This is a genomic window from Mycobacterium sp. Panama NTM2, from assembly GCF_054355555.1.
This window is the reverse complement of sequence record NZ_CM135953.1, coordinates 5,445,143-5,458,920: the sequence shown is the minus strand read 5'-3', so window position 1 is coordinate 5,458,920 and position 13,778 is coordinate 5,445,143. Positions and strand designations below refer to the sequence as shown.

Annotated in this window: 11 protein-coding genes; 8 read left to right on the top strand and 3 right to left on the bottom strand. The window is 63.2% G+C overall.

Annotation, left to right across the window (positions count from 1 at the left end; translation table 11 throughout):
- Positions 1–3: 3 nt before the first annotated feature.
- Positions 4–1,245 (bottom strand): LVIVD repeat-containing protein, encoded by a 1,242-nt coding sequence (locus tag ACXYX3_RS26235; RefSeq protein WP_458609616.1) that lies wholly within the window; start codon positions 1,243–1,245, stop codon positions 4–6.
- A gap of 142 nt (positions 1,246–1,387) precedes the next feature.
- On the opposite strand from ACXYX3_RS26235, the gene ACXYX3_RS26230 reads away from it, so the two are divergent.
- The 6 genes from ACXYX3_RS26230 to ACXYX3_RS26205 all read left to right on the top strand — a co-directional run bounded on the left by ACXYX3_RS26230 (position 1,388) and on the right by ACXYX3_RS26205 (position 7,802).
- A complete protein-coding gene (locus ACXYX3_RS26230) occupies positions 1,388–2,929 on the top strand; it encodes a sugar ABC transporter ATP-binding protein (protein ID WP_458609615.1) in 1,542 nt (513 codons plus the stop codon).
- Positions 2,926–4,032 carry an ABC transporter permease gene (locus ACXYX3_RS26225; RefSeq protein WP_458609614.1) on the top strand — a complete coding sequence of 369 codons (1,107 nt, stop codon included), beginning with the start codon at positions 2,926–2,928 and terminating at the stop codon, positions 4,030–4,032. Before ACXYX3_RS26230 ends, ACXYX3_RS26225 begins: the two co-directional genes overlap by 4 nt.
- 14 nt (positions 4,033–4,046) lie before the next feature.
- On the top strand, positions 4,047–5,204 hold the full coding sequence (locus ACXYX3_RS26220) for a substrate-binding domain-containing protein (protein WP_458609613.1): 1,158 nt from the start codon (positions 4,047–4,049) through the stop codon (positions 5,202–5,204).
- A 66-nt stretch (positions 5,205–5,270) separates the two neighbouring features.
- A complete protein-coding gene (locus ACXYX3_RS26215; RefSeq protein WP_458609612.1) occupies positions 5,271–6,170 on the top strand; it encodes a dihydrodipicolinate synthase family protein in 900 nt (299 codons plus the stop codon).
- A complete protein-coding gene (locus ACXYX3_RS26210) occupies positions 6,167–7,036 on the top strand; it encodes an NAD(P)-binding domain-containing protein (RefSeq protein ID WP_321180835.1) in 870 nt (289 codons plus the stop codon). The genes ACXYX3_RS26215 and ACXYX3_RS26210 overlap by 4 nt, the downstream gene beginning before the upstream one ends.
- Positions 7,017–7,802: an SDR family oxidoreductase gene (locus tag ACXYX3_RS26205; RefSeq protein WP_458609611.1), complete on the top strand. Its 786-nt coding sequence runs from the start codon at positions 7,017–7,019 to the stop codon at positions 7,800–7,802. Before ACXYX3_RS26210 ends, ACXYX3_RS26205 begins: the two co-directional genes overlap by 20 nt.
- 280 nt (positions 7,803–8,082) lie before the next feature.
- On the opposite strand, the gene ACXYX3_RS26200 is transcribed toward ACXYX3_RS26205, so the two are convergent.
- A complete protein-coding gene (locus ACXYX3_RS26200; RefSeq protein WP_458609610.1) occupies positions 8,083–10,959 on the bottom strand; it encodes an FAD-binding and (Fe-S)-binding domain-containing protein in 2,877 nt (958 codons plus the stop codon).
- Between the two features lie 93 nt (positions 10,960–11,052).
- Positions 11,053–11,463 carry a winged helix-turn-helix transcriptional regulator gene (locus ACXYX3_RS26195; RefSeq protein ID WP_458609609.1) on the bottom strand — a complete coding sequence of 137 codons (411 nt, stop codon included), beginning with the start codon at positions 11,461–11,463 and terminating at the stop codon, positions 11,053–11,055.
- Positions 11,464–11,672: 209 nt separating this feature from the next.
- On the opposite strand from ACXYX3_RS26195, the gene ACXYX3_RS26190 reads away from it, so the two are divergent.
- On the top strand, positions 11,673–12,749 hold the full coding sequence (locus ACXYX3_RS26190; RefSeq protein WP_458609608.1) for an SMP-30/gluconolactonase/LRE family protein: 1,077 nt from the start codon (positions 11,673–11,675) through the stop codon (positions 12,747–12,749).
- 32 nt (positions 12,750–12,781) lie between these two features.
- Positions 12,782–13,768, top strand: coding sequence for an NADPH:quinone reductase (locus ACXYX3_RS26185; RefSeq protein ID WP_458609607.1), 987 nt, complete (start codon positions 12,782–12,784; stop codon positions 13,766–13,768).
- Positions 13,769–13,778: the final 10 nt, after the last annotated feature.

The window sequence follows — 13,778 nt, the reverse complement described above, 5'->3', positions numbered from 1 at the left end:
CCCTCAGTCGCCTTCGTACTGAAGGATGTACATACCGGCGTTGTAATCGGTCAGGTACATCACCCCGCGGGGATCGACGAACACGTCGGCGCTTTGGATGATGCGAGGACGATTCGGCCTGACGTCGAACATCACCTCGGGAGCTGGGGGTACCCAGGCCCCCACCTCCCGGGGCCTAAAGGCATCAGAGATGTCATAGACGCGCAATCCGGCGTTTTGGTAGGTCATAAAAACGAGATCGCTGGTCTGTAGCGATCCCGGACGATTCTCGTGCATATTGTGCGGGCCGAAGTGGGCGCCCTTGGCAATGTAGTCAGCGTCCTCGGGCTGGGGCAAAGTGGAGATAGAGATGGGATTCGCCGGTTCCCGGATATCGAAGATCCAAGTCCGCTTAATGCCATCGGCGGCATTGTCGGCAATGCCTTCATCAGCCACCACAAGGAGCTGCCGGTCTGGCAACGGCAGCGGGCTGTGTGTGCCGCCACCGAACGGCGCAGCCCAGTTGCGATGCGCAATCAACGATGGTGCGGTGCGATCGCTGATGTCGAGCAGTGTCAATCCACCGTCGCGCCACGCCCCATAAGCGGTGTCGCCAGCGACCAGTGCATGATGCAGGCCGTAGCGCCATTGCACCACGTCCCAGGAAGGATGTTCACCACCGGCGACATGCTGCCCGGGCAGCCACCACCGCCCGGCGATGAATGGCTTGGTGGGATCGGACATGTCGATCGTGACGAAGATGTAGTCGGTGAATCCGCGCAGAAGAGCCGATGCGTACGCCCATCGGCCGCCGGTGTACCAGATCCGATGTAGCCCAACACCGTCGACCGGCATGAAACCTATCTGACGAGGCGCCGCCGGATCGGAGATGTCAAAGACACTCATACCCGCCGTGTAGTCGACGGGCTGGTCAGCGAAGACCTCGCCGATGGACTTTCCGTAATAGTTCGATTCGTCAGCAAAAGCGGGGTGCGCGAAAAGATTTGCGGCGTTAACCACGAGCAGAAGGTCGTCGGCGGCCTGCAAGTGAAGGTTCCACGTTCGTGGTGGTGCTGGCGTGAAGCTGACCGGACGAGGATTGCGTGGGTCGCTGACATCGATCGAGGTGAAACCGTTGGAGAACATGTGCGCGACGATCGCGTGGTCGCGCCACACCATCACCTGGAGCCCGTCGCCTCGGCCAGCCTGATCGGTGTAGCCGAGGAATGACACGTTGTGGGCGTAGTCGGGCGTCTCGCGGGTCATGATCTTGCTCCTTGAGTATCCGAGGCGGGTGTGATGTAGACACAATCCACGTAAAAATGTATTGCAGTTAACAGGTAACATGTTACAGTACTTCGGTTGCCGGGTCCATGTGCGGTCCGCATGCAGAAGGGGTTTTGATGCGATGTCCTCCGACCAACAAGCGACAACCGGCGATGGCCATACCTCGCAGTTGCCGCTGCTGAGCATTCGCGGCCTGGAGAAGTCGTTCTTCGCAACGCGCGCAGCTCGCGATGTCAGCTTCGAAGTGGGCGCGGGTGAAATCGTGGCGCTATTGGGCGAGAACGGAGCGGGTAAGTCCACTGTCATCAAGATGCTCGCGGGCGCATACAAGCCCGATGCCGGTGAAATCCTGCTCAACGGACGGGAATTGGCGGCTGGCGACACCCGGGCCGGCATCTCATTCGTGCACCAGAACCTCGGCCTGGTGGAGTGGATGACCGTCGCTGAGAACATTGCCCAACTCGTCGGATACCCGCGCAGGTTCGGGCTTATCGACTACCGGGCGATGCGTCGACGAGCCGAGGAGATCCTGGCACTGGTCGGCGGAGAGATCGACCCCGACTCGCGCGTTATGACACTGCCCCGCACCGAGCGGAGTCTGCTGGCCATCGCCAGGAGTCTGGTGACCGAACCGGAGCTGCTGGTTCTGGACGAGCCCACGGCCTCGCTGCCCGCCCAAGATGTCGAGCGTCTCTTCGATGTGCTGCGTCAGCTTCGCGACTCCGGCGTGGGCATGATCTACGTCTCGCATCGCCTCGACGAGGTGTACGAGATCTCTTCTCGGGCGGTGGTCATGCGCAACGGTGCGGTGGTGGCCGATCGACCGGTCGATTCGTTGCCACACGCCGATCTGGTCGAACTCATCTGCGGTACGTCGGCCCACGACCCGGTGTTTGAGGCGCCGAAGGATCGCGAACGAGTCCGGATCGACAAGCTTGTGCTTGAGCAAATGGAGGCCATCGATCTCACCGTGCGGGCCGGCGAGATCGTGGCACTGTGCGGGCTCCGCGGCGCTGGGCAAGAGAAAATCGGTCGCTGCCTCGCGGGCGCGTTGCCCCCGCGCTCGGGCCGAGTCATGGTCGACGGTGACGCCGCTGATCTGCGGACGTGCCGCGGAGCAATCGCCAGCGGCATCGGATTCAGTACGTCGAACCGCGAATCGGAAGCCGTCGCCGCCGGTCTGACAGTGCGTGAGAATTTGTTCCTTAATCCGGGCTTGTGGGGTCGTCCCTCTTGGCGGCCTAGCACTCGCAATGCTGAAGCACGGTTCGCCACAGAGGTACTCGCGCCATTTGGCGTGCGTCCCGCGGATCCGGAGTTGTCGCTGGATACGTTCTCTGGCGGCAATCAACAGAAAGTCATCCTTGCCCGGTGGATCGGATTGGGACGGAAGGTACTGGTCCTCGAAGAACCCACGATGGGGGTGGACGTCGGCGCCAAGGCTGATATTTACGCGTTGCTCGCCGAGGCCGCCAGCACCAGTACTGCGGTCGTCCTGATCTCCACCGATATGGAAGAAGTCGCCAAGGTGGCGCACCGGGCCGTGGTGTTCGGCCGTGGCCGGGTGGTCGCTGAGATCGAGCGGCCCCATCTCTCCATCGGCAACCTCGTAGCTGCCGCTTCTGACCTCGATACAACAACTGCTGCACGGAGTAACTCATGAGTGAAGCCTCGTTGAAATCTACTGCCCTGGAACCACCGTCAGGGGCGCATTGGTATCGGCGGCTGGTGCCGGTCTACGGCATGGTCGTCCTGACCGTTCTTCTCGTGCTCGCCTTCTCGATAGCGAAGCCCGACTCGTTTCCGACGTTGACCAACTTCCAAGTCCTCGCCGCCGGCAACGCAACACTATTTATGCTGGCACTCGCGGCGACTATCCCGATGGTCGCAGGCAAGATCGATCTATCGTTCGGTTACGGGGTCGGTCTGTGGCAGATCATGGCGTTGAAGTGGCAGATCATGGGGCTCGACTACCGAGTGGTCATCGTCATGGTGTTGGCCGGCGGGGCGCTGATCGGCTTTGCCAATGCCTTACTAATCGAGATGGCCCAAGTTGACGCCTTTATCGCCACGTTGGCCACCGGGCAGGTGATTTACGCGATCTCCTACTGGGTCACTGGCGGCAAGCAGATCACCGACGACACCGGTGCCCGCGCAGTGTTGTTCGACGAGCTGGCGCATTGGTCGCTCGGTCCCATCCCGGGGCCGTTCGTCGTCGCGGTGCTGCTTGCCGTGGTCTTGTGGGTGGTCCTCGACTACCTTCCCGTCGGCCGGTACCTATACGCGATCGGAGCCAACCCCAAAGCCGCCGAACTCACCGGGATCAAGCGCCGCCGGTATGTCTTCGGGGCGATGATCACTTCCGGAATGATCACTGCCCTTGCGGGAATCCTGTTGTCTGCCAGGCAGGGTGGCGTTGCGCAAAGCAATATCGGCCCCGAGTACATGCTCGCCGCCCTGACCGCAGCATTTCTGGGTTCCACCACCATTCGCCCCGGCCGGGTCAATGCTCTCGGAACCGTGGTGGGCGTCTTGATCGCAGTTATCGGGATCTCCGGTCTGATGCAGGTGCTCCCCGGCCAGTTCTACCTGTCCCCGTTGTTCAACGGATTGACCCTAGTGGCAGCCATCACGATCGCAGCGTTGGCGACTCGAAAGCGCGTTGCACGCGCTGGGGCGCCAACAACCACTGCGCCGCCAAGCAACCGGACTCCCTGGCCCCCAACGTCAGTCCCAGCCATGACGGCCCAGCCGGCGGACCATTGAGAAAGGACGGACTCGTGCATCGCAAGTTAGTCACCGGCGCTGCGTCTGCCGCGTTGTTGTTAGTAGTTGTGACGGGCTGTGCTTCGGAGAGCGTCGGAGCCGCAAATCGATCGGCCACACCGGTCGAGGACTATTCCTCGATCGTGCCCAAGGGGGACATCGTCGCGGGATCACTGCAGATCGTCAAGGAAAGCCTATCGGCCAGTAAAGGTTTCACACCCCCGTCGCAGGGGGCTCACGCACAGCGTTCCGGCGCTCACATCGCCTACGTAGCGGCCGACCTCAACGACGGCGGCCCCAGTGGAGTGGGAATCGGACTGCTCGAGGCCACCAAGGTCATCGGCTGGACCGTTGACACATTCGACGGCAAGGGCACGGTCCAAGGACACACCGACGCCATCAACCAGGCACTCACAACCAAACCGGCTGCGATCGTGCTCGGCAGTGTCGACGCTGTCGAACAAAGCGCAACCATCAAGGCCGCCAATGATGCCGGCATACCGGTATTCGGATGGCACTCGGCAGCCGACCCCGGCCCGAGCGCAGGATTGGTGACGAACATCTCCACCGATCCTGCGCGAGTCGCCCAATTGGCCGCCGCTTACGCCGTCGCCGATTCGAAAGGCACGGCTGGCGTGGCGATCATGACCGACAGTCAGTACTCGGTGGCCATCGCCAAGTCTGATGCCATGGCGGCCTACGTGAAAGCTTGCGGGGGATGCCAAGTTCTCACGGTGGAGGACTCTCCCGTTTCGGATACCGCGCAACGGATGCCCGGCGTGATCTCCAACCTGTTGCAGCAACATGGGGATCGATTTACGTACCTACTCGGCGTGAATGGGAACTACTTCACCGGTGCAGCGCCCGCACTCCAGTCCGCGGGCAAGCCGCCTTCCGGTCCGCCCAAAGGCATCGCCGCGGGCAATGGCGATGCAGCAGAATTGCAACGTATCCGCACCGGCCAGTATCAGGCGGCAACGGTGGCTGAACCGCTTTACCTGCAGGCGTGGCAGATTATCGATGCGATCAACAGCACTCTGGCCGGCCAGAAAGTGACCGACTGGGTCGCCGACCCCGGACTCATCGATGCATCCAATGTGCCGAAGTCAGGCAACGTGTTCGACCCGCCGAGTGGCTATCGCGATATCTACCGGTCTGTGTGGGGTGTGTAGCGCCACTACCCGAAGGCCTATGTTTCACTTCACGTAACATGTCACATGCTAGATGGAGGAGAATCTGTGACCACGCCCCTCACCCATGGCGTCTGGAATGTCGTCGCCACGCCCTTTCATTCCGACTCGCTCGATGTCGACCTGGACAGCCTCGCCCGACTCGTGGCCAGCTATCAGGAAGCGGGAGCTGCGGGCTTGACCGTGCTCGGCGTGTTCGGCGAAGCGGCATCCCTTTCGCGCGCTGAGCGCAGGCTGGTCTTGAATACGGTCGCTGCGACCGTGAACCTGCCGTTGGTGGTTGGCGTAACTGCACTGTCGACTCGGCCCGCCATTGACGAGGTGCGCGAGGCCCAAGACGTGGTCGGTGATCGCATCGCAGGAGTGATGATCCAACTGAACACCGCGGCGCCCAGGACGCTGGCAGCGCATCTGTCGACGATTCACGGGCAGACCGGCGCAGGCATCGTGGCCCAAAACTACCCGGTGTCCAGCGGGGTGAGCATTGGCGTCGATGACGAGATCGATGCGCTCGGCCAGACCAGCGGTCTTGTCGCGATAAAGGCTGAGGCCGCACCGACGGCCCTTCGCATCGGCGAGCTCGTTGATCGCTTTGCGACACCGGTATTTGGCGGACTCGGCGGCGTCGGGCTGATCGATGAGCTCGAAGCCGGCGCAGCTGGCGCAATGACTGGCTTCTCGTTTCCCGAGGGACTGATCGCGGCCGTAAACGCCCATCGGACCGGCGGTTTCGAAGCCGCACGATCTGCCTTCGCGCCCTATCTGCCGTTGAGTTGTTTCGAACAGCAGCCACGCATTGCCCTAGCGATCCGTAAAGCATGTCTGGTCGAGCGCGGCTTGATCGCAGCCGACGCCGTCCGACCACCAGCGCCGAGCTTGCCACCGATGATGCGAACCTTGATGAAGAAACACCTGGCGGTCCTCGGAGCCGGCGAGGCTTGGCAGTGAGCCTCGCGGACGCCGTCAGCAATGACCAGACCGATGATGGCCGGGCACCAACTCGCCCACGCCTGGCGGTGTTGGGTGCCGGCGAGGTTGGACGGCTCTACGCGCAGTGCGCGTCAGCAACCTTTGACGTGAGTGTGCTCGATCCTGTTGCAGGGACACGTGTTCAGGACGAGCTCGCTTCAATTGGCATCACGTTCTATCGCCAGCCTGGTGAGTGGCTGGGTCCCGTGGATCGGGTGTGGTCCTGCGTGCCCGGCGATCTCGCCATATCGGCTATTGAGGGGATCGTCGCACACCTGGGACAACAGACCGTCTATGTCGACATGACGACGGCCTCGCCGTCGGACAAGCGGACCGCGGCGCAACGCGCGGTCCGGTCCGGCGTCCATTACGTCGACGTTGCGATCATGGGAGCCGTGTCACTCACGCGAGTGGCGACGCCGCTGCTCATCGCTGGTCCGGATGCACAGACCGTTGCCGCCGAGTTCGGTGCGCTCGGCGCCGTGACAACAGTGATCGACGCAGGCGAGGTCGGCGACGCAGTCCAGCTCAAACTTCTTCGAACTGTCATCACGAAAGGCCTGGAAGCCCTCGCGGTCGACGCCTTCACGTCGGCGAGCAGCCGGGGCCTGCGGGACTCCCTACTCAGCGCACTCGGCGATATCGATCAACGCGGATTCACCGCCTTCCTCAACGCGGTTGTGGCCACCCATCCCCAGCATGCCGAGCGGCGCATGCACGAGATCGACCGTGCCATAGTTCAACTCGAGGCGGATGGAGTTACCTCACCCGCCCTGGCCGGCGCACGTGACACATTTGCCGCGACCGTACAGAAAGGAACGCAGCATGGACCTGGGCATCGATAACCGGTTGGCTCTTGTGATGGGAGGCACCGGCGGCCTCGGCCTGGCCGTCGCCACTGAGCTGGCATCCGAAGGCGCGCGGATCGCACTATGTGGCCGGGACGAGAAGCGCACCGCCGCAGCGGCGGGCGCCCTGCGCGCAAAAGGCGCCACGGTAATCGCTCAGCACTGGGATCTGCGCAACCTGGAAGCCGGGCACCGGGCCATTGACGCAATCGAGGCAGTCGAGGGGCCCATCGACGTACTTTTCGCCAACACCGGTGGCCCCGCCCCCGGTCGGGCGGTCGACATCAGCCGTGACGCCCTGGCCGATGCATTCGCTGCGATGGTGGCTCCGGTGGTCGAACTCGGTGGTCGTCTGGCCCAGTCCATGGCCGATCGGGGTTGGGGCCGCATCGTGGCCGCACTAAGTTCGGGGGTGGAGAGTCCCATCCCCAACCTCGCGATCTCCAACACCGTCCGACCGGCCCTTCGCGCGTGGGCCAAGAACTTGTCGACGGAGTTGGCTTCGTCGGGTGTCACAGTCAATTGCGTTGTCCCCGGACGGATCTCAACCGGTCGGGTGGCCGCCCTGGATGCTGCGAAAGCTGAGCGCGACCATTTGAGCGTCGCCGAGGTCGCCGCGGCCAGTGCCTCCTCGATACCCGCTGGCCGATATGGTGATCCAACCGAGTTCGCGGCAGTGGTCGCGTTCCTGTGTGGACAGCCCGCGTCGTATGTGACCGGCACGACTGTGCGTATCGACGGGGGCATGATCGCCGGCGTGTGATCGACAACTGGCCTGGCGGCCGGGCTGGCGCTACGCCATGTCAGACAATCTGTGTTCTACGCGAAGATGGCATTAAGGACGGCTGCACCGAGCCGTAGCCAGCGCCGACAAGTGCAACCAGAGGACGTCTCGCGCCGTCGGGGAGCTGATGGATGTTGGTGCTCGGTTGGCAGCGGGCGCAGTCAATGCCGTGGTCAGGCGGCTCGGAGCGGAGGGTGTTGTCATTCGACCCAGCCGTTGTGCAACGGGCCCACGTCGCACGCAAGGAGGGATTGCAAGCTCACTGCGAAGGACGAACCCCGGTTCTTGGGTGCCGGTCGAGGTGGGCTGCGAACAATTCAGCCAAGTGCTGGCCGCGACGGTCCGCGAGGTCCGACAACTGGGTTCGGCACGAGTACCCATCTGCCAGAACAGGGGTATCGTTCCCTGCCGTTGCTACTGCCGGTAGCAGCTGTTGCCCGGCGACGGATACCGAAACCTCGTAGTGGCCCTTCTCCACTCCGAAATTCCCTGCCAGTCCACAGCATCCACCCAGTCGTTGCACATCCGCACCCGCTTGTTCGAGAAGTGCCTCATCGGGGCTCCAGCCCATCACGGCGTGATGGTGGCAGTGGGGCTGGGCGATGACCGTTGTTCCGTGCAAGTCTGGCGGTTTCCATCGACTATCAGTCAATAGTTCGGCCAGCGTACGGGTAGCGCGTGCAACGCGTCGTGCATTCTCGTTGTTGACGAGTTCGACTGCATCTGAACGTAATACGGCGGTGCAAGAAGGCTCCACACCGACGATGGGTATGCCCTCGCGCTCGGACTGCGCGAGGGCGTCCACTGCGCGTCCAAGGATCTTTTTGGCGGTGTTTAGCTGCCCGGTGGAAATCCAGGTCAGGCCGCAGCACTGCTGCCTGGTCGTGAGCCGTGGAGAGTAACCGGCGTCTTCAAGGATTCGCACCACCGCAATACCCACCCCCGGAGTGAAGTAGTTGGTGAACGAGTCAACGAAGACGGTCACGGGATCACCACTGCTAGGACGCTCGGCCTCGGTGCCGGTGAACCAGGATCGAAACGTCCTGGGCGCGAGTGGCGGTACGAACCGGCGACTGTCGACACCTGCTGCGGACAGCGCTAGACGTCCGATCCCGGGTATGGCCATGCTTGCGTTGGCTAACTTCGGTGCCTTGCTGCCGATTCTGGCCCAGCGGGGCAGCCATCCAAGCGAGTAGTGCGACGCTGGGCGAATTCGATGGCGGTAGCGCTGATGAAGGACCTCAGATTTGAAGGTTGCCATGTCCACCCCGCTGGGACAGTCAGAAGCGCATCCCTTGCAGGAAAGGCACAGGTCGAGAGCATCGCGCACTTCGGGCGATCGCCACCCAGTGGTTATGACGGACCCATTGATCATTTCCTGCAGAACTCGGGCACGGCCGCGGGTGGAGTCCTTCTCCTCTCGAGTGGCCTGGTATGACGGGCACATCACAGCGCCCGGGGCGGTGTTGTCGGCTCGGCATTTCCCGACTCCGGTGCATCGATGTACCGCTTGAGTGAAGTTCACACTGTCTTGGTGATACGCGAAAGCCAGATTGCGGCGGACGGTCGGGGCGGCTGGCACACGGAGATCGGCGTCGACGGGGCGCGGTTCGACCACAATGCCGGGATTGAGCACGTTGTCGGGATCGAAGGCATACTTGACGGCCGAGAAGAGCTCGATGGCCTCCGGCGAATACATCAGGGGCAGCAGTTCGCTGCGCGCGCGACCGTCCCCGTGCTCGCCCGACAACGATCCACCGTATCCGGCGACCAGCGCTCCGGCCGCGAACAGAAATTCACGGAATGTCCTCGTGCCGCCTGACTTATCGAGGGGAAGATCAATTCGAATATGCAGACAACCATCACCGAAATGGCCGTAGGGAAGTCCGCTGACGTCGAAGAAATCCATGAGTTCCTCGAAGCGTCGCAGATACTCACCGAGCCGGTCGGGCGGCACGGCGGCATCTTCCCAGCCAGCATGGGCCGGCCGCCCGGCGGCGCTTCGGCCTGACAATCCCGCACCGTCGGCGCGGATCCGCCATAGCGCAGCGGCGCGCGCCTCGGCGGTAACAACAAGCGAATCGATTGCGCCACAGCTCTCGCCGACGACCTGAGCCAACCCGAGCGTGTCGACGTAGGTCTCGCCGACGAGTTCGACGAATAGCCACGCTTGGCCGCGTGGGAGCGGTGGCACGGCTCCAGATCCGCGACGCTCGCGCACTACATCGACAATCCGTGAGTCGATTCCCTCGCACGCAGTCGGTGAGTACTTCAGCACGGTCGGCGCAGCGTCGCCGGCCGACGCGATGTCGGAGTAGCCGAGGACGACGAGCACTCGATTGGCGGGCTCCCTCACGAGCCGAACTGTGGCCTCGGTGACTAGTCCCAAGGTGCCTTCGCTGCCGACGAGCATGCGCGCAACGTCAAACTTGTTCTCGGGCAGCAGGTGTTCGAGCGCATACCCCGAAACCTGACGACCGAACTGTCCGAACTGAGTGCGGATCGTCTCCAGTCCGCGTAGCGCAATTGCCTGTAGGTCCAGCAACGTCGGCGACCGTGGTGGGCTGCTCAACGACGGTCCACGGACCGCTGCGGCAAGGCGTAGATCTTCACCACGGCTAGTCAGAACGCGCAGGGCGGTCACGTTGTCGGAAGTGCGGCCATAGCCCAGAGTCCGCGACCCACAGGCATTGTTGCCGATCATTCCCCCGATCGTGCAACGTGTGTGAGTGGATGGATCTGGGCCAAACCGCATCCCGTGCTGTGCGGCGGCGGCTTGCAGGGTTGCCTGCACCGTGCCCGGCTGCACAACCGCAGTACCACCAGCGGCGTCGATGTCGATCACTGAATTCATATGTCGGCTGAAGTCCAGTACAACACCCGAACCCACCGCGTTGCCAGCTACCGAAGTCCCGGCTCCGCGCGCAGTGATTGGCACCCCTTCTGCTCGGCAAACCGTTAGCGCCGCTGCGACCTCTTCGGCGTCGCGCGGACACACAACTGCCTGGGGACTGACTCGGTAGAGCGACGCGTCCGAGGAGTAGGCCGCGCGTCTCGTGCCGTCGATGTGCACTTCCCCAATCCCAGCGTGCTGGAGGAGGCCGGCCAATGCCTGTGGAGCGATCACATGTAACATGTTATGCGCACTTAGCGCCTAGCGGAAGCCTCGTCTCAGCGATGCCGCTCCAGACTGGATCCGGGTAGTTTGGCGTCCGACTCCGTCGGAGAGCTACTTTTCGAACGACGTCAAGGGGTCCAGGGCGTTCCAGTGTGGGTTGAGCGCATCGATGGTGTCGATGTTGTCTTCGGCCCACGCTCTGATCTGGGCCAACGGTTCGTTAACGCTGATACCCAGCTTGGTCAGCGAATACTCGACCCGCGGCGGCACCTCCGCGTACACGGTTCGCTCGACTAGTGAGGCCGCTTCGAGCCGCCGGAGGGTCTTGGTGAGCATCTTCGCGCCCACTCCGGGCAGCGCAGCTTGCAGTTCGGAGAATCGCATGCGATCGCGCTCGTCGAGCAGACCGATGGCCAGCGCCGACCACTTATTGGCAAGCAGATCGAGCAACGCGCGACAGGGACACCGTTCGGCGTAGACGTTGTGTTGATCGTGACGTCCCGAGGGACAACGTGTGGGCATCGGAGGTTACTCCTGGCGGATGACCTGCATTTCTTTCGTCACCGATAGTAATGGGCCTTGAAGGACACCGGGTTGTCACTTCTACCATTCGGCATGCCGACGTACCGGCGCATGCCGCGTGCGGGGCGTCGAGAGTGTGCAGTCCTGTCGAAAGGGTGGCTGATGGTGCGGATGGTTCGAACAGGTGGCACCGGTGGGAGCGTGATCGCGTGAGCGGCGCGGGGCCGCTGGGGTCGTGGATCGGCGAGGACTACGAGGTGGTCGCCGAGATTAGCGAGAGCATGCCGACGGGTGTAACGGTCGCTGACGACGGCCGTGTCTTCGTGTCGTTCCCTCGATGGGGCGACGATGTCCCGTTCACAGTCGCCGAGATCGTCGATGGCCGGCCGGTTCCGTACCCGAACCCGGAGGTGAACCGGTGGTCACCGGGTGATCCCGCGACGCAGCTGATCTCGGTGCAAAGCGTGGTGGTCGACCCGACTGGATCGCTATGGCTTCTCGATACGGGTGCTCCGGAGTTCGGTCCGTTCGTCGCAGGCGGGGCCAAGCTGATACAGGTTGACCTATCGACGAATGAAGTGGTGCGCGTGCTGCGTCCCTCGGCCGAGGCCGTGACGGCGACGACGTACTTGAACGACGTCCGCTTCGACTTCTCGCGCGGGGTGGCCGGTTATGCGTACGTCACCGATTCGCAGCCAACGGGTGCACTGATCGTCTTCGACCTGCACACCGGTGAGTCCTGGTGCCGGCTGCGCGGCCATTACTCGACGCAAGCGGTCGATCAGTTTCGCGCGGTGGTCCAAGGCGTCGTACGCGAGGGTTACAAGGTCGGTGCCGACGGCATTGCCATGAGTGCCGACGGCTCACGAATCTTCTACTGCCCCTTGTCGAGTCGCCGACTGTATTCGGTGGACACCGCAGCATTGTTGGACCGTGGCCGTGACGATGACGACGTCGCACAGACAATCACCGATCACGGCGACAAAGGCGCCTCCGACGGCATGGAATCCGATACCGACGGCGCGCTGTATGTCACCGCCTACGAGCACTCCGCGGTGTTCAGACGTGACGCCGAGGGTGAGTGGTCAACCGTGTTCCACGGCCGAGATCTGCTGTGGCCCGACACGTTGGCGTTGGGCGGGGACGGCTACCTGTATGTCAGCGTCAACCAGTTGCCCCGTTCGCCGCTGTTCAACTCCGGCGTCGACGACCGGATCCTGCCGTACTTGATCATTCGCAAGCACATCGGCGCGACGCCGATTCGACTGGTGAAGTCCGGTCAGTGAGGGCGATCGTTTACCACCCGGGCGGGGATTCGGTGCTTGAGCTCATCGATCGGCCGATTCCGCCGGTCGGTGCCGGGGAAGTTCGTGTCCGTGTCGTCGTGGCTGGGGTCAATCCGACGGATCTGGACGCTCGCCGTCGGGATCGCGACGCCGTGGCAGCGGCTTACGTCCCCGGACAGGATGGTGCAGGAATCATCGATGCGGTCGGCGAGCACGTCGACGGCATCGAGGTCGGCGACCGCGTGTGGTTGTGGGACGTTGCATGGCAACGCACGGAAGGCACCGCCCAGGAGTACGTCGTGGTGCCGGCGATTCAGGCCGTTCGATTGCCTGCGGAGGTGTCGTTCGACGTCGGTGCCTCGCTGGGCATTCCCGCGTTGACCGCCCACCGCGCGCTCACCTCTCTCGCCGAGGGTCCGCTGGAGCTGTCTGCAGGTGCGCTCAGTGGGCGCTGCGTGCTCGTGGCCGGCGGCGCCGGCGCGGTCGGTAATGCGGCCATCCAATTGGCTCGGTGGGCGGGCGCCGAGATCATCGCCACGGTCAGTGACCAGACCAAGGGGCGGTTGGCCCGAGCTGCGGGCGCTCACCACGTCCTCAACTACCGTGAGGTCGACGTACCCGAGCAGGTTTCCGGCATCGCCGAGCACGGAGTTGACCTCATCGTCGAGGTCAACGCTCAGGCCAACATCGCGGCCGACATGGCCATGATCGGCCATCATGGTGGCATCTCCATCTACACCCCCGGCGACGGCACGACATCGATTCCGTCGATACCGGCGATGACCAAGAACGTTCAGGTGTCCTTCATCCTCACCTACACCACGACGCCGGCCCAGAAGCACCGCGCCATGCAGTCAGTGAGCACCGCGGTTGCCGAAGGGGCGCTCACCGTGGGTGATGCCGCCGGGCTGCCCATCACGCGCTACCCACTCGCCGAGACCGAACTCGCCCACAGCGCGGTCGAACACCACGCGGTCGGCAAGGTGCTCATCGACGTCGCAAGCGATCCGACATCCTGACCGAGCGAAA

Bases quoted from the DNA above. Each gene is read 5' to 3' on its own strand.
- ACXYX3_RS26205 (WP_458609611.1), top strand. From the start codon at position 7,017: ATGGACCTGGGCATCGATAACCGGTTGGCTCTTGTGATGGGAGGCACC.
- ACXYX3_RS26195 (WP_458609609.1), bottom strand. From the start codon at position 11,463: ATGCCCACACGTTGTCCCTCGGGACGTCACGATCAACACAACGTCTAC.
- ACXYX3_RS26235 (WP_458609616.1), bottom strand. From the start codon at position 1,245: ATGACCCGCGAGACGCCCGACTACGCCCACAACGTGTCATTCCTCGGC.
- ACXYX3_RS26225 (WP_458609614.1), top strand. From the start codon at position 2,926: ATGAGTGAAGCCTCGTTGAAATCTACTGCCCTGGAACCACCGTCAGGG.
- ACXYX3_RS26200 (WP_458609610.1), bottom strand. From the start codon at position 10,959: ATGTTACATGTGATCGCTCCACAGGCATTGGCCGGCCTCCTCCAGCAC.
- ACXYX3_RS26230 (WP_458609615.1), top strand. From the start codon at position 1,388: ATGTCCTCCGACCAACAAGCGACAACCGGCGATGGCCATACCTCGCAG.